Below are 18,479 nucleotides of genomic sequence, written 5' to 3'. Positions count from 1 at the left end.
GTGATTGAGCAAAATTGAGGCAAAAATGGACTGGTATCTGAAAGTACTAAAAAATTATGTCGGTTTCCGGGGGCGTGCACGGCGCAAAGAGTACTGGATGTTTATTCTGGTCAACATCATCTTTACGCTCGTGCTGGGACTGCTGGATAAAATGCTGGGCTGGCAACGTGCCGGTGGCGAAGGCATCCTGACGACTATCTACGGCATTCTGGTGTTTTTGCCGTGGTGGGCAGTACAGTTCCGTCGCCTGCATGACACCGACCGTTCAGCATGGTGGGTGCTACTGTTCTTAATTCCGTTTATCGGTTGGCTGATTATCATCATCTTTAACTGCCAGCCGGGGACGCCAGGCGAAAACCGCTTTGGACCTGATCCAAAACTGGAACAGGAATAATAATTAAGCACCTTGTGAAAGGTGCTTCAGATTGTTGGCAAAGTGCGCTTTGTTTATGCCGGATGCGGCGAAAACGCCTTATCCAGCCTACAAAATCGCAAAAATTCAATATTTTGCAGTGACTGCGTAGGCCTGATAAGCGTAGCGCATCAGGCAGTTTTGCGTTTGTCAGCAGTCAGAAGCACCTTGTGAAAGGTGCTTTATAGATTATTTTCCAGCGAACAACTTTGGAATTTCCCGCAGACACCAGGATTTTGCTTCCCCCATACTGTCGCGACGCCAGGCCATAATAATATCGATTTCGCTGGTCGATTCCGGGCTGACTACACGCAAACGCCCTTCAGCAATATCTTTTTCTACCATCGGGTACGGCATCGTTGCGACGCCAAGCCCTGCCAGCAATGCCTGACGTTTATCTTCAATGGTGCTGACCGTCAGGCGCGGTTGTTTATCCAGTAACTGTACGGTCAATACCGGGCGTTCACGAGCAGTATCTGCCACTGCAATTCCGCGATATTTCACGCGCGTCACTTCAGAAAGCGGTTCCGGCTCCTGATGAATCGGGTGATCAGGCGCTGCCACGTAGACGTTCATCAAGGTGTAAAGCTTACGAGAGTTGATCTCCGACGAGGAGCGAAAATGCATATCCGGCGCGATAACAATATCTGCTCGCCCCTGTTCCAGCCGCTCCCACGCCCCCGCCAGCACTTCGGTGATGATTGCCAGTTGGGTATTGGCTTTAGCCGCCAGTTTGTCGATCAACGGGAAAAAGGCAGGCGTGGGCACCAGCGCTTCAGTCACGATGGTGAGATGCGTTTCCCAACCACGCGCGAGGGCTTCGGCATCGGTGGTCAGTTTATCTGCGGCTTCCAGCAGAACACGTCCTCGCTCCAACAACATCCGCCCAACATTGGTGAATTTGGTGCGATGGCCCGAGCGGTCAAACAGCACCACATCGAGCTCTTCTTCCAGTTTTTGCATGGTGTAGCTAAGCGCGGAAGGCACGCGTCCCAGCTCATCGGCCGCCGCCGCAAAACTACCACGGCGATCGATCGCATCCATAACCCTTAATGCTTCCAGCGTTAATGCCCTTTCTTTGGCCATTTCGTTCTCATTCAGGAAATTTGAACATACCGGGCAGAATATCTGGCTAACAATGTAGCGTCCAGCCCCTTACCATAAAAGGAAGTAAAGAGAGGTCAAGAATTATGATTACTACCCGAACTGCCAGGCAGTGTGGACAAGCAGACTACGGATGGTTGCAGGCCCGGTATACTTTTTCCTTTGGACACTACTTCGACCCTAAATTGTTAGGCTATGCCTCCCTGCGCGTGCTTAACCAGGAAGTGTTGGCTCCAGGGGCCGCCTTCCAGCCACGTACCTACCCAAAAGTTGATATTTTGAATGTAATTCTCGACGGAGAAGCAGAGTATCGGGACAGCGAAGGTAATCATGTTCAGGCCCGCGCCGGTGAAGCCTTATTGCTTTCTACTCAGCCGGGCGTGAGTTATAGCGAACATAATATCAGCAAGGACAAACCGTTAACGCGAATGCAGCTCTGGCTGGATGCTTGCCCACAACGGGAGAATCCGCTGATTCAAAAACTGGCGCTAAATATGGATAAACAGCAATTAATCGCCTCGCCAGATGGCGCGAAAGGTAGCCTGCAACTGCGCCAGCAGGTGTGGTTGCATCATATTGTGCTCGCCGAGGGAGAAAGCGCGAACTTTCAACTGCATGGTCCGCGTGCTTATTTGCAATCGATCCACGGCCAATTTCATGCGCTTACGCATCACGAAGAGAAAGCAGCGCTGACCTGCGGTGATGGCGCATTTATTCGTGACGAGGCTAACATTACACTCGTTGCTGATTCCCCGCTGCGCGCTTTGCTGATAGATTTACCTGTCTAGTTTTTTTACAGGGAGAAGATGATGAGTAAAAAATCGGCGAAGAAACGTCAGCCAGTAAAGTCCGTTGCAGCGAAAGAAACCACCCGCGCTACCAAAAGTTTTGGCTATGAAGAGATGTTGAGTGAGTTGGAGGCGATAGTCGCCGACGCCGAAATACGGTTAGCCGAGGATGAAGCTACCGCGTAAACACAGGTTGCCGGATGCGGCGTAAACGCCTTATCCGGCCTACAAAACCAACAAATTGCACAATCCGTAAGCCGGATAAGATGCGTCAGCATCGCATCCGGCATCAGGTATGACATCCGAAATCCGGCGCTTACCTGGCCTTACTGGCCATAATCTCTATAATCTGCCGATCAGTTTGCTGCATTGAATGGCTTGCCAGCGCGCACAGGTTGGCGATTGACTGCTCAACATCATGCGCCACAATCCCTTCATTGCCGGTCACGGCGGTATCATCCAGCGCCATTAACACCGCTTTCCACGCCGCCGACGCACTGGTCGAAACCTTCATCGCGCAACTGTTCGACGCGCCATCGCAAATCATACCGCTAACATCACCGATCATGCTGCTGATCGCCATCGAGATGGTTTCATAACGCCCATCCACCAGCCATGCCATCCCGGCGGCGGCGCCCATTGCGGCGGTCGTTGCGGCACACAGCGCAGACAAACGCGGTAGCTGGTTATGGATATAAATCGCGCTCAAATGCGAAAGCATCAGCGCGCGCGCCAGCCGTTCATCATCTGCCCCGAAGTGTTCCGCGACCACCACCACGGGCATTGTCGCGGTGATCCCCTGGTTGCCAGAACCGGAGTTACTCATTGCCGGAAGCGTTGCGCCACCCATACGCGCATCGGATGCCGCGCTGGTACGAATCACAATTGACGAGGAGAGATCTTTCGCCAGCAAACCGCGTGCACACTGTTTTTCCAGCGTCGCGCCAATATGCAGCCCCCAGTTCCCACTCAGACCTTCCTGTGATAACGCGCAGTTTAATTTCGCAGAATCGAGAATAAAGCGGATAGCCTCAAACGGCACTTCATTGACGAACTTCAGGATCTCGGCCAGCGTCGTTCTGGAGAGCACCGCCAGCGGCGACTCTTGCTCACCCTCTGCTACACAGGCCTGCTGGGTAAACACCACGCCATTGTGCGTCTCGATATGCACAATGTTGGTATGCCCGCCGACGATGGTGACACAACCCCACTGCTCGCCGTTCCAGACTTTGGCGCGTGAGAAGAGGATTTCATCGCAAGGTTCCTGGATCTTGACCGAGACTTTCCCCGCCGCCAGCAACGCTTTGGCATCGGCAATTGCCTGCGCCGTTGCGTCTTTCAGCACTTCCAGCCCGGCGTTGGCATTTCCACCTAACGCCCCCAGCGCCGCTGCAATCGGCAGCCCCACCATTCCCGTACCGGGAACGGTGACGCCCAGACCGTTCTTCATCAGATTTGGCGAAACCCAGGCTTCTACACGTTCAACCGGACCTTCCAGTTCTGCCGCAGCAACCGCCGCCGCCAGCGCCAGTGAGATCGGTTCAGTACATCCCAGCGCCGGTTTTACTTCCTCCTGAACTGCAAGGATGTAACGCTGCCATAACGGATTTAAAGTCGAATCAAACATAATAAAAACCTTAAAAGTTCAGGTAAATCATGAAAATGCCAGGAACGGAGAAACGCAAAGCAACAAACCGGTGATGATAATCAGGTACAGAGAGGCACCTTTGTATTTGTGCAATGCCGGTACTTTGTAAACCAACCACGCCGGGATCAGGCACCCTACCATGCCGAAAATCGGGCTACAGATAGAGGTAAAGCTCAACACTGGCGCATTCAGTACGATGGCGCTCCAGGCCAGTAAAATGGCGAAAATCATGATGCCGCGCTGAACGAGATTTTCGTTAATCTTCTCAGCTGGCATCTTGCGGCGCAGGATGTTCATTACGATCCCTTGCGTTGCTTCGCGAAAGCCTAAATAGACGCCAAAGAACGCTGTCATTACGGCAAAGATATTGAGGATGACGCTGACCACTTTCACCCATGCTGCACCGTCACCGCTAATAAATTGAGCTGCAATCGCCAGCGCGGAAATATTCTGCTCATAGGCTTTTACTGCTTCGTCATGTCCCATCGCCAGAGTGAACGACACTGCGTAGAAAAAGACGGTGACAAACAGGATCCCAAACGCAATGTTCATCGCCCGCAACGCTTTATGTCGCGCTACTTCGATCGATTTTTCTCGCGAACGATAGGAAATCACCATCGGGCTTAACGTCTGAATAAACAGAATCGAGGTTAAGGTAAACGGCAGTGTGATAATGGCGTTTTTCACCAGCAGCCCCAGCGGCGGCAGCGAACCTACGTTATACAGATGCCACATCCCGACCATCGATACACCCAGCGCCGCCACCACCAGCAGTTTGGTCAGCACCATGCCGGTCGAAATTTTGAATAACAGTTTCTCGCCGCGTGAAGAGATCGCTACCAGAATACAAATCAGTACCAGGCCATAAAACGGACTGTCAGACAGCAATCCTTCCGTCACGCCGAAAGTGTGCAGATAGGAGGCGCTATCGTTAGTGATGGCGGTGGAGTAAACAAACATCCAAATAACCAGCATCACAAAGTAAAGTGCACCTAATAAAATGCCCCAGTTTTTACCCAAATAACCACTAATGACACTCGGGTAATCTTTACACTCTGGAGATTCCGCCAGCGTATTAATAAACAATCGCTGAAACAGATACATTGCCGGGTAGCCAATTACTGATGAGAGCAAAAATACCCACAATCCCATCAATCCGACCTGCACCGGGAGAAAAACTATCCCCGCGCCAATCGCCATCCCAATACTCATAATCACCCAACCGGTGTCGGTACTGTCGAATTTGATAGCTTCACGCCATTCACTTTCACTCATTCCAGCACGACCCGCCGGGGTCGAAGCGTCTGCAATGACGCCTTTATTCGTTGCAATTTCCATAAGTTCTCGCTCAATATTTTGTAGGGCTTATTATTTTTTTCGAGCCGCATCAAGGCGATACGCGGTCTACGTTTTTTTGCAGGCGAGTTATTAGAATGAAGAAATGATACGCGTGAGGTCAGAGAAAATCTTCACAATCAAGACTTTGAAATAGCAGTTATGGATAATAATTTTCTATCAAATCAATCTTAGAGAAATAGTTATTCTCTATTTGCGGCAGATCACAATAAAAAAGGGTGCACATTTTGTGCACCCCAGTATAAACGTGGATGAGATATCAGCCGCAGACCACTTTAATGGCCAGTCCTCCGCGTGAAGTTTCGCGGTATTTATCGTTCATATCTTTGCCGGTTTCGTACATCGTCTCGATAACTTTATCGAGAGAAACACGCGGTGCAGAAGTGCGTCCCATCGCCATCCGCGCGGCGTTCACGGCTTTAACAGCATTAATAGCATTGCGTTCAATACACGGAATTTGCACCTGCCCGGCAACCGGATCGCAGGTCAGTCCCAGGTTGTGTTCCATAGCGATTTCCGCCGCATTGCACACCTGCGCCGGGCTGCCGCCCAGCAGTTCGGTTAACCCTGCCGCCGCCATTGAACAGGCCACGCCAATTTCGCCCTGACAGCCCACTTCCGCACCGGAAATGGAGGCATTCATTTTATACAGCGCACCGATAGCGCCAGCCGCCAGCAGAAAACGGGCAATGGAGCGCTCATTGAGCGGGCGGCGGAATTTATCGTAATAGGCCAGCACCGCAGGAATAATGCCGCAAGCGCCGTTAGTTGGCGCTGTCACAACACGTCCGCCAGCGGCGTTTTCTTCGCTGACTGCCAGAGCAAACATATTGATCCAGTCGATCACGTTCATCGGATCGTTAGAGATATTGTCGCTGGAAACCAGCAAACGCCGCAGCGCCACCGCCCGACGTGGCACATTGAGCGGGCCTGGCAGCACACCTTCGGTATTCATGCCGCGTTCAATACCGTCATGCATCACCTGCCAGATACGCGAAAAACCAGCATCAATTTCGGCTTTGCTACGTAGCGCCAACTCGTTTTGCAGCATCAAACCAGAAATAGATAACCCGTTGTAATCACACATTTTCAGCAGCTCACCTGCTGAATGGAAATCGTAAGGGACGAGCGTTTCAACATCCAGTGACAGGCCGAATTGTTCTTCTTCGACAATAAATCCGCCACCGACTGAATAATAGGTTTTGCTTAACAGTTCTTCCTGCTCTTTCCACGCGGTAATACGCATCCCATTCTCATGACGGGGCAGCGTTTCCGCATGGAAAATAATGTTCTTTGCCACTGGGAAATCAACGACATGTGCGCCCGCTGCCACCGACAACCTTCCGCTGCGCGTCACTAATTCAATAAATGCAGGTATCTCATCAATAACAACGTCCTGCGGACTATTACCTGCCAGTCCCATGATGATAGCGATATCCGTGGCGTGACCTTTGCCAGTCAGTGACAACGATCCATAAAGATCGACCACAATGTGGCTCGTCGCGGTTAATAAGCCGCTCTTCTCCAGTCGATCAATAAAACTTTTTCCGGCATTCATTGGCCCCACGGTATGAGAACTGGAGGGACCAATCCCAATTTTGAAAATATCGAATGCACTAATCATATCCACACCCTCGGATTGCCGTTCGTGAAGAGGAGCGGAGCGACCCTGCGATCGCCCCGCTCAGGAGCTTTATGCGTTGCGTACCGCGATAGCTTCAATTTCCAGCTTCACATCTTTCGGCAAACGCGCTACCTGCACGCAGCTGCGTGTCGGGTAGGTCGCCTGATGCTCGTCAAAAAACTGCTTGTAAACTTCATTGATGGTGCCAAAGTCATTAAGGTCGGTAATGAACACCGTCATCTTCACGATATCGCCAACGGTCAGCCCGGCAGCAACCACGATCGCTTTGACGTTTTCCAGACTTAAACGCGCCTGATCTTTCACATCAGCCGGGATCTCCCCGGTCTGCGGACAAACCGGAATCTGTCCGGAGGTGAAGACCATGCTGCCTAAATCAACGCCCTGAACATACGGGCCGATTGCGCCTGGCGCACGTTGCGTTTCGATAATCTTTTTCATACATCCTCCGGCATCAAAGCGCCTGGGTAAAGGTACGTGAAATCACATCCTGCTGCTGTTCACGGGTCAGTGCGTTGAAGCGCACGGCGTAGCCAGAGACACGGATTGTCAGGTTTGGATATTTTTCCGGGTGCTCAATGGCATCCAGCAACATTTCCCGATTCATAACGTTGACGTTGAGGTGCTGACCGCCTTCCACATCCGCTTCGTGGTGGAAATAACCATCCAGCAGGCCGACAAGGTTGGTTTTGCGTACCGGATCTTCTTTGCCCAGCGCCGCAGGGACAATTGAGAAGGTGTACGAAATACCGTCTTTGGCGTAGGTGAACGGCAGCTTGGCAACGGAGGTCAGCGAAGCCACGGCCCCTTTGCGGTCACGACCGTGCATCGGGTTAGCGCCCGGTGCGAACGGTGTACCGGCGCGACGACCATCCGGTGTGTTACCGGTTTTCTGGCCGTACACCACGTTAGAGGTGATGGTCAGAATCGACTGAGTTGGTACGGCGTTACGATAGGTTGGCAGGGCTTTAATTTTCTTCATAAAGCGTTCAACCAGGTCGCAGGCAATGCTGTCTACGCGCTCGTCGTTGTTGCCGTACTGCGGATATTCGCCGTCGATTTCAAAGTCCACCGCCAGGCCGTTTTCGTCACGGATTGGTTTCACGCGGGCATATTTGATAGCAGACAGGGAGTCCGTCGCCACCGACAGGCCCGCAATACCACATGCCATCGTGCGATAAACATCACGATCGTGCAGCGCCATCAGTGAGGCTTCGTAGCTGTACTTGTCATGCATGTAATGGATGATGTTCAGCGCGCTGATGTACTGCACTGCCAACCAGTCCATGAAATGGTCGAGGCTGCTCATGACTTTGTCGTAGTCCAGAACGTCGTCCATCAGTGGTGCTGTTTTCGGGCCGACCTGAATCTTCAGCTTCTCATCCACTCCGCCGTTAATTGCGTACAGCAGCGTTTTCGCCAGGTTAGCGCGTGCGCCGAAGAACTGCATCTGCTTACCAATCACCATCGGGCTGACGCAGCAGGCAATCGCGTAATCGTCGCTGTTGAAGTCAGTACGCATCAGATCGTCGTTTTCATACTGCAAAGAAGAAGTGACGATGGAGACTTGTGCCGCATATTTTTTGAAGGCAATCGGCAATGCTTCCGACCACAGAATGGTCAGGTTAGGTTCCGGTGCTGGCCCCATGGTGTGCAGTGTATGCAGATAACGGAAGGAGTTTTTGGTCACCAGGGTACGACCGTCCAGCCCCATCCCGCCGATGACTTCCGTTGCCCAGATAGGGTCGCCGGAGAACAGCGAATCAAATTCCGGCGTACGCAGGAAGCGCACCATGCGGATCTTCATGATGAAGTGGTCGATCAATTCCTGCGCCTGCTGCTCGTTGAGCACACCGGCTTTGAAGTCACGTTCAATGTAGATATCGAGGAACGATGCAGTACGACCCAGCGACATCGCGCCGCCGTTTTGCGATTTCACCGCCGCCAGGTAAGCGAAGTAGAGCCACTGCACCGCTTCCTGTGCATTCTGCGCTGGACGAGAGATGTCGAAGCCGTATTTCGCCGCCATTTCCTGAATCTGCAGCAGCGCATGACGATGTTCTGCCAGCTCTTCACGCAGACGGATGGTGGCTTCCAGATCTTGCCCTTTTTCCAGACGAGACTGGAGATCGGCAAATTGCAGTTCGCGTTCACGGACCAGATAACTGATGCCGTACAACGCCACGCGGCGATAGTCACCGATAATACGTCCACGGCCATAACCGTCCGGCAGACCAGTCAATACGCCAGATTTACGGCAGCGCAGCATATCCGGTGAGTAAGCATCAAATACGCCCTGGTTATGGGTTTTACGCAGATCGGTAAACACGTATTCAAATTCGCTGTCCATTTCACGGCCATAGGCGTGGAATGAACTTTTAATCATGTTGATGCCGCCGAACGGATGCAGCGCACGTTTCAGTGGCGCATCTGTTTGCAGGCCAACGATTTTTTCCAACGGCTGGTTGATATAACCGGCATCATGGGCAGTAATGGTGGTGGCAATATTGGTATCGAAATCAACCGGCGCATGGGTCGCGTTTTCGATACGAATACCTTCCATCACCTTTTCCCACAATGCCGTAGTGGCTGGCGTCGCTTCGGCGAGGAAAGATTCATCCCCTTCATACGGTGTATAGTTATGTTGAATAAAATCGCGGACATTAATTTCGTTTTTCCAGTCCGTACCTTTAAAGCCAAGCCATGCGTCGGCGTACAGCTTATCGCTGGTATCAACATCTACCTTCATGAAAAATAATCTCTCTACAATACTTCAACTAAATTATGCAAATTCTGCGGGTGCTTTAACTTTGCCTAAATGAATTGCATCTAGCGCAATCATTTTTTCTTCATTAGTCGGAATAACGGCGCAAATTACGCGCGCATTTTCACTGGACACAATTCTTTCACCGTAAGCGTTAGAGCGATTATTCATTTCTGCATCAATCTCTACGCCTAATACAGTCAAATGTTCCATGACCAGACGACGAATTAAACTTGAATTCTCACCTATTCCACCGGTGAATATAATTCCATCCAGGCGATGTAATGAGGCAGCGTGTCCGGCAATATGACGGGCAATTCGGTGAACAAACGTTTTAATTGCCAGTTGTGCACGTTCATGACCTTCATGCCAGGCTTTTTCCAGTACACGCAAGTCGGAAGAAAGACCGGAAATCCCCAATAGTCCCGATTCTTTATTCACCACGCGTTCCAGGTCGCTAAGACTCTGGTTGGTTTGGCTGGCCACCCAGGACATCGCGCCGAAGTCGACATCGCCACTGCGCGTCCCCATCATCAGCCCTTCCAGCGGCGTCATCCCCATTGAGGTATCCACGCTCTGCCCGTTACGAACCGCGCAAATAGACGCGCCATTGCCAAGATGCGCCACCACCAGGCCGGAGTCATCTTCCGCCAGATCCAGCAGAGAATGCGCGCGCTGGGAAACATAGCGGTGAGACGTGCCGTGGAAGCCATAGCGGCGCACACCCAGCTCTTCGTAATATTTCCACGGCAGGCCGTATAAATACGCTTCCGGGGCCATTGTCTGGTGGAAGCTGGTATCAAATACTGCTACCTGAGTTACGCCAGGAAATAATTGCTGGGCCGATTCAATGCCACTTAAATTGGCGTAATTATGCAGCGGCGCCAGTGGAGAAACGCGACGGATATTATCAATGACTTCATCGGTAATAATGGCGGACTCGGTAAAAATACTGCCGCCGTGGGCGATGCGGTGGCCAATTAAGGCCACGCTGTCATTTAAATTCCGTTTTTCCAGTTCAAACGCAATTGCCTTCAATGCACCTTCGTAGCTGTGGTGAGCCAGCGGTGCTGGCTCTCCTCCATTTACGGATAAGAATGCATTTTCCGAATTAATACCGTCGGCAATACCTGACATTAATACTTCACAGTTCGAGGCATCCAACACGGAAAACTTAATTGAAGACGAACCACAGTTAATAACCAAAACAACCGGAAATTCATTCATCTCTTTTCTCATCCTGAGTTACGGATTAAAACAGTTTGTACACGATATTCAGGATGGTCAGCAGACCAATCACGGTAACAAACACGTTATCCAGACGACCACGGTATTTCGCCAGCGACGGCGCTTTACGGATGGCATACATCGGCAACAGGCACAGCAGTGAAGCGATAATCGGCGCGCCCATGGCTTCAATCAGGTCCAGAATGTTCGGGTTGGCGTAAGCAACTACCCAGGTGGAACCCATGATGAAGATCATGCTGATGGTGTTCAGTTTGCCGGAAGACACTTTCGTCTTATCGCCTTTGTAGCCGAACTTCAGTACCAGACCGTTCAGACCTTCCAGCGTTCCCAGATAGTGACCGAAGAAAGATTTGAAGATAGCAACCAGTGCGATGATAGAAGCGGCATATTCCAGTACGGTGGCGAACGTCGATTTCTCACCGGACATGGAAGCAAAGTGGTTAGCCAGATAAGAAAGCACCGGAATGTTCTGTGCTTTTGCTTCCGCCATGTTTGCCGGAGACAGCGTAAACAGGCAGCTGAAGGCAAAGAACATGACCACTGCAACCATCAGCATGCTGGCACGGGAGATGATCTGTGAGCATTTCTGCTCGGTGAAGTCGCGACCGAAGTCTTTCTCATACTCTTCACGCTTAGAAACCACGAAGGAAGAGACGATTGGCGAGAAGTTAAAGGAGAAGACCATGATGGAAATCCCCAGCCAGACGGTGATCAGGATACCGTCATGACCGGTTAACGTCAGCGCACTGAGGTCAACTTGATCAATAACAGCAGAGTTCCAGTAAGGGATCAGTGACAGAGAAATCAGTACCAGGCTGGCGATAAATGGCCATACCAGGTAACTCATCACTTTAACCATCAGATCCTTACCAAACCAAATGACGAACGCCATCAGCAGCAGCAGGAACAGCGCCACGAAGCCGCGGTTCAACGCCGCAAAGCCAAGCTGGTTTTCCCAGAATGTCATAAAGGTGTTGGTAATAGTGACGCCATAAATCCACAACAGTGGGCAAATCGCGAAGAAGTACAGGAACGTGATAACCACGCCACCAGTTTTACCAAAGTGCTCTTCCACCGTTTCCGTAATGTTGCCGGAAGGGTTAGAGCCAGAAAGACACAGACGCGCCAGCGCCCGGTGGCAATAAAACGCGATGGGGTATGCCAATACCAACATCAGAAGAATCGGGATCAGTCCGCCAAAACCTGCGCGGATAGGGAAGAACAGCACGCCAGCACCAATAGCTGTGCCGAACAAACCCAACGTCCATGTGGTATCTGATTTACGCCAGGACGATTGTTTTGTCTGGCTGGATACAATGCTATCTGAAGTACTCATATCCTATCCTCAACGAATTAATTAAGCGTCAACGAAACCGGTGATTTGAGAGACGCGAGAAAGATCGATATTACCGCCGGAAATAATGCTGACGGTTTTTCTGTTTTGAATATATTGGTCTAATTTACCGCTTAATAACGCAGCACATGCCAGAGCGCCTGCGCCTTCGGTGACGACTTTATTACGCTGAATTAAGGCAATCATACTGTTTCTGATTTCGTCTTCGCTGACCAGCACTATGTCATCGACTAATTCACGAACGATTTGGTAAGTTAAATTACCCGGGCGGGCGACATCACAACCATCCGCCAGGGTGCCGGTAGTTCGGTGCGTGGTTATTTCTCCCGAGTGGAAAGAAGCCGCCATGCCGTGAACGTTTTCTGACTGTACGCCAATAACACGAATTGTCGGGTTAATAGATTTAATCGCTACCGCAATACCAGCAATTAAACCGCCACCGCCAATTGGCACAATCACATTATCGACATCATAGAGATCTTCCATAATTTCCAGGCCAATCGTTCCCTGACCGGCAATCACTTTCGGATCATCATACGGTGGGATAAAAATACGGCCTTCCGTTTCGACAATTTCGCTAACTTTGGCGATGGTGTCGTTAAAGTTGTCGCCGTGCAGAACAACTTCAGCGGAGTAGTCACATGTCGCCGCGACCTTGGATTTTGGCGCGCCTTTCGGCATTACCACTTTCCCGTCGATGCCCAGCATTGCGCAGGAGAGCGAAACCCCTTGCGCATGGTTACCCGCAGAACAGGCCACCACACCTTTGCGTTTTTCAGCATCAGTTAAAGAGCTTAATTTATTAAATGCGCCACGAATTTTAAATGAACCAGTACGCTGCATATTTTCAAACTTAAGGAATATTTCACCTTTGCAACGTTCACTAAAATAATTGGATCGAGGCATGCCTGTTTTATAAATTCGCCCAGCCAGTCGTTGTTTTGCTTCGATAATGTCATCAATAGCAACCGGGAGATCGTATGTAATATGCATGATAAACCTCTTAACCTGAATTAAATATGTAGGTAACCGTAACCGACACCCGAAAAAAGACAGGTGGATTATTTATGTTTGAGAAAAAACAAATAACTAATCAGCTTCTATTAATTGTCTTCGTCTACACCCATTATAAGATGAATACTCTTTGGCTAGTTCAACCAAAACCGATGCTGCTTTTTTAATACGATAATTTTTTGACCATACCGCGGCATATCGCGCCACGGGCAACGTTTCTTCAACCGGAATAGTAATAAATTGATTAGAACCAAAAGGTGAAGTCATATCACAAGGAATCACGGTTAAGAAATCAGCATTGAGAACAAGATTATAAATTGTCACGACTGAGTCGGTTTTAACGATGTTTTCAATACTGATGCCATTTCTTTGTAACGTGGTGAGAAGTTCGCTGTAGTATCCCATATTAGTTTGCGGCAACACCCACTGTTCGTTTTTCAACGACTCCAGCGTGGTAGTGCCGGTGCATGTTCGGGACTTGCTGGCCACCAGCACAAACTCGGACTCGAACAGTGGCTCAACATGCAAATCCTGAAGCTTCATCTCTGCACTTAATGTACCAATCGCAAAATCGAGGCGTCCGTCGCGGATAGCAGGTAAGAACGAGGACAACTGTGCTTCATACATTGAGACTTGCGCTCTCGGGAACACCTCTTTGAATTTATTGATCATCCCGGACATAAAGGTAAAGCCAATTAGCGAAGGAAAACCAAATGAGACTTCCACCACGGCTTCAGAGGACATACCGCTTATCTCATTAACCATATTTTTCATTTCGCGGGTAATGGATTCGGAACGTGAGAGCAACAATTGACCGGCTGGCGTCAGCGTTACACCGGTATTTTTCCGTACCACTAATTCCACGCCAAAATAATCTTCAATATCATTAATGATTTTACTTACAGCAGGTTGAGTTAAACCTAATTCTTTTGCAGCCGAGCCAATAGAGCCACTTCTGATGACTTCCTGAAAGACTACCAGGTGCTGCGTTTTAGGAAGAAGAATAGTGCTCATATCGACCTGCATTAATTACCTCATTGACGACATGAAGTGTATCAAAATGGAATGAACAGGATATGTGCGACCACTCACAAATTAACTTTCAATTGCTTTCCAGGCATCTACTTAAATCAATATAAATCTTTAATATCAATGAGTTGACATAATAAAATCGACGTAAAGCCTGACTTTTATCAAAAAACACAGGGGGGGATAACCATATTTTATGGCGATAACAACACGCTTTATATGGCTTATTAAAAAATGTCCTGCGACGATATTTCAAGCAAATATCGTGTATTTCTCAGGCGAATTTTAAGTTAAATTTAATGAGCAAGTTATCAAATTTTATTATAAACAAATCATATTTACAGGTAAATAATGCGCCGCGTCACATTTTTTCGCGGAATTTGTTGGCCACAAAACATCTATTTTATCAATATTTTAAAAAATCGAATACAGATATTGATCATCTCGAACAATTGATTAACGTCAACTTTTACCATCATAGCAGGACGTCATTTTGTGAATGCAATCGTTTTCCATGATTTCTGCTGCCCTCATAATGCACGGATAGCATTTTGTGTTGATGATCACAAAACTAATAATTCATATTTGAAGGTAAGTAATCTCGGGAGACAACAAGGGTGACGAAAAAAGAGTATTTATACTGAAAAAAAGAAACTGACCGATAAGCCGCTTTCTTTTAGGTATAGCGTCGTGGACAGTCATTCATCTTACCGCCCCGCTAAAAGCAAAAACCCGCCAGTTTGCACTAGCGGGTTTTCGTTGAAGAGGTGAAACTGACCGATAAGCCGGGTTCTGTCGTGGACAGTCATTCATCTAGGCCAGCAATCGCTCACTGGCTCAAGCAGCCTACCCGGGTTCAGTACGGGCCGTACCTTATGAACCCCTATTTGGCCTTGCTCCGGGTGGAGTTTACCGTGCCACGGACTGTTACCAGCCGCGCGGTGCGCTCTTACCGCACCCTTTCACCCTTACCTGATCCCACTCGCGTGGGCCATCGGCGGTTTGCTCTCTGTTGCACTGGTCGTGGGTTTCCCCCCCAGGCGTTACCTGGCACCCTGCCCTATGGAGCCCGGACTTTCCTCCCCTCCGCCCGTCTCCCCCGAAGAGGACGACGACGAAGCGGCGACTGTCTGGTCAGCTTCGGCGCGCAGTATAGAGGGTTTACACGCCCTTGTCACCCCGCGTTGCGCATTCCAATCGCCAGTGTTGCAGCAATATTGCGCGAAGCTCGGTAAATATTGTCATAAGCCCCGCTGAAAGCTTCATCCAGCGTAACAATACTGTTTAACACGCTGAATACAGCATCGATACCATGCTGGTGCACAACGCCAACATCCTTCGTAAGACTACCCGCAATGCCAATTACCGGTTTATTGTATTTCTTCGCCACATTAGCCACCCCAATCGGTACTTTGCCATGGATGCTCTGGCTATCAATGCGCCCTTCTCCGGTGATAACCAGCGTGCAATCATGAATATGTTCTTCCAGATTGAGCGCCGTAGTCACAATCTCAATGCCGCTCTTTAGCTCTGCGCCAAGAAAAGCCATCAACGCCGCGCCCATTCCGCCCGCCGCACCTGCACCGGGGACGTCTTTCACATCAACATGCAGCGATTTTTTGATGACATCAGCATAGTGAGAGAGATTCTTGTCCAGCTCGACAATCGTGGCTTCATTCGCCCCTTTTTGCGGGCCAAAGATCCGCGAAGCGCCACTGTCGCCCACCAGCGGATTGGTGACATCACAGGCGACGCGAATCGTACAATTCTTTAAACGTGGATCGAGGCCAGTGATATCAATGGTATTCAGAGTATTAAGACTGCCGCCGCCAAAGCCGATTTCATTGCCATTGGCATCGCTTAACTTCGCTCCCAGCGCCTGCATCATCCCTGCACCGCCATCGTTGGTGGCGCTGCCGCCAATGCCGATAATGATACTTGTTGCACCGCTCTCCAGCGCCTGCAGGATTAACTCCCCTGTGCCACGTGAAGTGGTTACCAGCGGATCACGCTTTTCCGATGGCACCAGCGCCAGCCCACTGGCCGCCGCCATTTCGATAAACGCGGTTTTGCCGTCGCCGGAGATCCCCCAACTGGCATTCACTTTCTCGCCCAGCGGCCCTGTAACCCAGGCGTGACGTTCAGCCCCTTGGGTGGCAGCAATCATCGCTTCCACCGTTCCTTCGCCACCGTCGGCAACAGGAACAGAAACGTACTGTGCATCAGGAAAAATTTCCCGAAATCCTTTTTCTATCGCCTGCGCAACCTCGCTGGCTGATAAACTTTCTTTATAAGAGTCTGGGGCGATTACGATTTTCATACCTTTGCCTGTTACCACATGACGCCGGGGGGCGTTTCTCTTATTCGGCCTGGATTCCAGGCCCGGATAGCAATAAGCCATCCGGGCACGACGTCATTAGCGAGTAACTTCGACTTTCGCCAGTTTTTCGTAGTAGCACGCAAGGGCGCTATGGTCTGCTGTTCCCAGACCATCGGCACGCAGCGCTTGCATCATCTCCATAACCGCAGCCGTCAGCGGCAGTTGCGCGCCAACGCCGTGGGAGGTATCCAGCGCATTCGCCAGATCCTTAATATGCAGATCAATACGGAAACCTGGCTTGAAGTTACGGTCCATCACCATTGGCGCTTTCGCATCCAGCACGGTACTGCCCGCCAGTCCACCACGAATTGCCTGATAAACCAGATCCGGGTTAACGCCTGCTTTGGTTGCCAGCGTCAACGCTTCTGACATCGCGGCAATATTCAGCGCCACAATGACCTGGTTGGCCAGTTTGGTGACGTTGCCTGCGCCGATTTCCCCGGTATGTACCACAGACCCCGCCATCGCTTTCATTAAGTCATAGTATTTGTCGAAAATAGCCTTATCGCCACCCACCATCACTGACAGAGTGCCATCAATCGCTTTCGGCTCACCACCGCTAACCGGAGCATCCAGCATATCAATGCCTTTCGCTTTCAGCGCTTCGCTGATTTCACGGCTTGCCAACGGTGCGATAGAACTCATGTCAATCAATACCGTGCCAGGTTTCGCGCCTTCAATAATGCCATTTTCACCCAGCGCCACTTCTTTCACATGAGGAGAGTTTGGCAGCATGGTAATGATGACGTCGCACTGTTCAGCGATCGCTTTAGCCGTAGACGCTGTTTCTGCACCTGCAGCAATCACTTCTGCGATAACTTCAGGGTTACGGTCAGAAACCACCAGCGAGTAACCTGCTTTCAGAAGGTTTTTACTCATTGGTTTACCCATAATACCCAGGCCAATAAAACCAACTTTCATAGTCATATCAATCATCTCTCTTGTTGCGGTGGTGGTTATTTTTTAAAGGTATCTGCCAGTTTCTGGGTGGCAGAGCGGAACACGCCGAGATCGCTACCAACAGCCACAAACGTCGCGCCCCATTCCAGATAACGACGCGCATCGGCTTCGACCGGTGCGAGGATACCGCTGGGTTTGCCGTGCGCTCTGGCACGGTTAAAAATATGTTGAATCGCTTTTTGTACATCCGGGTGTGATGCATTGCCGAGATGGCCTAATGCCGCAGCCAGATCGCTGGGACCGACGAAGATGCCGTCTACACCTTCGGTAGCGGCGATGGCATCGACGTTATCTACGCCTTGCTGACTTTCAATCTGGACCAGAATGGTGATGTTCTTGTTCGACTGAGCGAAATAATCCGCCACGGTGCCAAACATATTGGCGCGGTGAGAAACGGAGACGCCGCGAATACCTTCTGGTGGATAACGAGTAGATGCCACAGCTTGTACCGCTTCCTCTTCTGTTTCGACAAATGGAATCAGGAAGTTATAGAAACCGATATCCAGAAGACGCTTAATAATTACCGGTTCGTTGGTCGGCACCCGCACCACTGGCGCGCTGGGGCTACCTTTCAGGGCCATCAGTTGGGGAATAAATGTGGAGATATCGTTTGGCGCATGTTCGCCATCCAACACCAGCCAGTCAAAGCCAGCCAAACCAAGAACTTCAGTGCTAATCGGGTTAGAGAGAGCTGACCAGCAACCAATTTGTACCTGTTTCGCAGCAAGTGCGGCTTTGAATTTATTGGGAAAAATATCGTTATTCATCGCTTATACCTTT

17 protein-coding genes and 1 other RNA gene are annotated in these 18,479 nt (G+C 50.3%); 4 read left to right on the top strand and 14 right to left on the bottom strand.

Annotation, left to right across the window (positions count from 1 at the left end):
* The first annotated feature begins 25 nt into the window (after positions 1-25).
* Positions 26-394: a DUF805 domain-containing protein gene (locus FEK47_RS22775; RefSeq protein ID WP_130218283.1), complete on the top strand. Its 369-nt coding sequence runs from the start codon at positions 26-28 to the stop codon at positions 392-394.
* 207 nt (positions 395-601) lie between these two features.
* Here FEK47_RS22775 and yhaJ read toward each other — a convergent pair whose 3' ends face one another.
* The gene (yhaJ, locus tag FEK47_RS22770) at positions 602-1,498 is read right to left on the bottom strand and encodes a DNA-binding transcriptional regulator YhaJ (protein WP_001041008.1); all 897 of its coding nucleotides are present in this window, start codon (positions 1,496-1,498) and stop codon (positions 602-604) included.
* Positions 1,499-1,602: 104 nt separating this feature from the next.
* Between yhaJ and FEK47_RS22765 the strand changes: the two genes are divergently transcribed.
* Complete coding sequence (locus FEK47_RS22765) at positions 1,603-2,304, top strand: pirin family protein (RefSeq protein WP_130259081.1); 702 nt, start codon at positions 1,603-1,605, stop codon at positions 2,302-2,304.
* A 21-nt stretch (positions 2,305-2,325) separates the two neighbouring features.
* Entirely contained in the window at positions 2,326-2,490 is a 165-nt protein-coding gene (yhaL, locus tag FEK47_RS22760; protein ID WP_130210466.1) for a protein YhaL, read from the top strand.
* 130 nt (positions 2,491-2,620) lie between these two features.
* Here the strand turns inward: yhaL and cyuA are convergent, their stop codons facing one another.
* From cyuA to tdcA, 9 genes are all read right to left on the bottom strand, one after another.
* A complete protein-coding gene (gene cyuA, locus FEK47_RS22755; protein ID WP_135487210.1) occupies positions 2,621-3,931 on the bottom strand; it encodes a cysteine desulfidase in 1,311 nt (436 codons plus the stop codon).
* 27 nt (positions 3,932-3,958) lie between these two features.
* On the bottom strand, positions 3,959-5,290 hold the full coding sequence (locus FEK47_RS22750) for an amino acid permease (RefSeq protein ID WP_130218289.1): 1,332 nt from the start codon (positions 5,288-5,290) through the stop codon (positions 3,959-3,961).
* 277 nt (positions 5,291-5,567) lie between these two features.
* Complete coding sequence (gene tdcG / locus FEK47_RS22745) at positions 5,568-6,932, bottom strand: L-serine ammonia-lyase (RefSeq protein ID WP_135487209.1); 1,365 nt, start codon at positions 6,930-6,932, stop codon at positions 5,568-5,570.
* Positions 6,933-7,001: 69 nt separating this feature from the next.
* Positions 7,002-7,391 carry an enamine/imine deaminase gene (locus tag FEK47_RS22740; protein ID WP_064529572.1) on the bottom strand — a complete coding sequence of 130 codons (390 nt, stop codon included), beginning with the start codon at positions 7,389-7,391 and terminating at the stop codon, positions 7,002-7,004.
* 13 nt (positions 7,392-7,404) lie between these two features.
* A complete protein-coding gene (tdcE, locus tag FEK47_RS22735) occupies positions 7,405-9,699 on the bottom strand; it encodes a 2-ketobutyrate formate-lyase/pyruvate formate-lyase (protein ID WP_135487208.1) in 2,295 nt (764 codons plus the stop codon).
* A 33-nt stretch (positions 9,700-9,732) separates the two neighbouring features.
* Complete coding sequence (gene tdcD / locus FEK47_RS22730) at positions 9,733-10,941, bottom strand: propionate kinase (protein ID WP_135487207.1); 1,209 nt, start codon at positions 10,939-10,941, stop codon at positions 9,733-9,735.
* 25 nt (positions 10,942-10,966) lie between these two features.
* Positions 10,967-12,298 (bottom strand): threonine/serine transporter TdcC, encoded by a 1,332-nt coding sequence (gene tdcC / locus FEK47_RS22725; protein ID WP_130210806.1) that lies wholly within the window; start codon positions 12,296-12,298, stop codon positions 10,967-10,969.
* A 21-nt stretch (positions 12,299-12,319) separates the two neighbouring features.
* A complete protein-coding gene (tdcB, locus tag FEK47_RS22720) occupies positions 12,320-13,309 on the bottom strand; it encodes a bifunctional threonine ammonia-lyase/L-serine ammonia-lyase TdcB (protein WP_130218297.1) in 990 nt (329 codons plus the stop codon).
* Positions 13,310-13,405: 96 nt separating this feature from the next.
* On the bottom strand, positions 13,406-14,344 hold the full coding sequence (gene tdcA, locus FEK47_RS22715; RefSeq protein WP_130210820.1) for a transcriptional regulator TdcA: 939 nt from the start codon (positions 14,342-14,344) through the stop codon (positions 13,406-13,408).
* A gap of 314 nt (positions 14,345-14,658) precedes the next feature.
* Between tdcA and tdcR the strand changes: the two genes are divergently transcribed.
* Complete coding sequence (tdcR, locus tag FEK47_RS22710) at positions 14,659-14,877, top strand: transcriptional activator TdcR (RefSeq protein ID WP_240730984.1); 219 nt, start codon at positions 14,659-14,661, stop codon at positions 14,875-14,877.
* 247 nt (positions 14,878-15,124) lie between these two features.
* Here the strand turns inward: tdcR and rnpB are convergent.
* The 4 genes from rnpB to garL all read right to left on the bottom strand — a co-directional run bounded on the left by rnpB (position 15,125) and on the right by garL (position 18,466).
* An RNA gene (rnpB, locus tag FEK47_RS22705) (RNase P RNA component class A) lies at positions 15,125-15,501 on the bottom strand.
* Between the two features lie 32 nt (positions 15,502-15,533).
* Positions 15,534-16,679, bottom strand: a complete 1,146-nt coding sequence (gene garK / locus FEK47_RS22700) for a glycerate 2-kinase (RefSeq protein ID WP_130219249.1) — start codon at positions 16,677-16,679, stop codon at positions 15,534-15,536.
* Positions 16,680-16,775: 96 nt separating this feature from the next.
* On the bottom strand, positions 16,776-17,666 hold the full coding sequence (gene garR, locus FEK47_RS22695) for a 2-hydroxy-3-oxopropionate reductase (protein WP_130260155.1): 891 nt from the start codon (positions 17,664-17,666) through the stop codon (positions 16,776-16,778).
* Between the two features lie 29 nt (positions 17,667-17,695).
* Entirely contained in the window at positions 17,696-18,466 is a 771-nt protein-coding gene (gene garL / locus FEK47_RS22690; RefSeq protein ID WP_130204646.1) for a 2-dehydro-3-deoxyglucarate aldolase, read from the bottom strand.
* Positions 18,467-18,479 lie beyond the last annotated feature (13 nt).

This window comes from Escherichia sp. E3659, assembly GCF_005781135.1.
GTDB lineage: Bacteria > Pseudomonadota > Gammaproteobacteria > Enterobacterales > Enterobacteriaceae > Escherichia.
This window is presented reverse-complemented; position numbering and strand designations above follow the sequence as displayed.

Coding starts and splice junctions, on each gene's coding strand:
- tdcG (WP_135487209.1), bottom strand. CDS start 6,932: ATGATTAGTGCATTCGATATTTTCAAAATTGGGATTGGTCCCTCCAGT.
- yhaJ (WP_001041008.1), bottom strand. CDS start 1,498: ATGGCCAAAGAAAGGGCATTAACGCTGGAAGCATTAAGGGTTATGGAT.
- tdcA (WP_130210820.1), bottom strand. CDS start 14,344: ATGAGCACTATTCTTCTTCCTAAAACGCAGCACCTGGTAGTCTTTCAG.
- tdcC (WP_130210806.1), bottom strand. CDS start 12,298: ATGAGTACTTCAGATAGCATTGTATCCAGCCAGACAAAACAATCGTCC.
- FEK47_RS22765 (WP_130259081.1), top strand. CDS start 1,603: ATGATTACTACCCGAACTGCCAGGCAGTGTGGACAAGCAGACTACGGA.
- tdcB (WP_130218297.1), bottom strand. CDS start 13,309: ATGCATATTACATACGATCTCCCGGTTGCTATTGATGACATTATCGAA.
- FEK47_RS22775 (WP_130218283.1), top strand. CDS start 26: ATGGACTGGTATCTGAAAGTACTAAAAAATTATGTCGGTTTCCGGGGG.
- tdcD (WP_135487207.1), bottom strand. CDS start 10,941: ATGAATGAATTTCCGGTTGTTTTGGTTATTAACTGTGGTTCGTCTTCA.
- FEK47_RS22740 (WP_064529572.1), bottom strand. CDS start 7,391: ATGAAAAAGATTATCGAAACGCAACGTGCGCCAGGCGCAATCGGCCCG.
- FEK47_RS22750 (WP_130218289.1), bottom strand. CDS start 5,290: ATGGAAATTGCAACGAATAAAGGCGTCATTGCAGACGCTTCGACCCCG.
- garL (WP_130204646.1), bottom strand. CDS start 18,466: ATGAATAACGATATTTTTCCCAATAAATTCAAAGCCGCACTTGCTGCG.
- tdcE (WP_135487208.1), bottom strand. CDS start 9,699: ATGAAGGTAGATGTTGATACCAGCGATAAGCTGTACGCCGACGCATGG.
- tdcR (WP_240730984.1), top strand. CDS start 14,659: ATGAGCAAGTTATCAAATTTTATTATAAACAAATCATATTTACAGGTA.
- garK (WP_130219249.1), bottom strand. CDS start 16,679: ATGAAAATCGTAATCGCCCCAGACTCTTATAAAGAAAGTTTATCAGCC.
- cyuA (WP_135487210.1), bottom strand. CDS start 3,931: ATGTTTGATTCGACTTTAAATCCGTTATGGCAGCGTTACATCCTTGCA.
- garR (WP_130260155.1), bottom strand. CDS start 17,666: ATGACTATGAAAGTTGGTTTTATTGGCCTGGGTATTATGGGTAAACCA.
- yhaL (WP_130210466.1), top strand. CDS start 2,326: ATGAGTAAAAAATCGGCGAAGAAACGTCAGCCAGTAAAGTCCGTTGCA.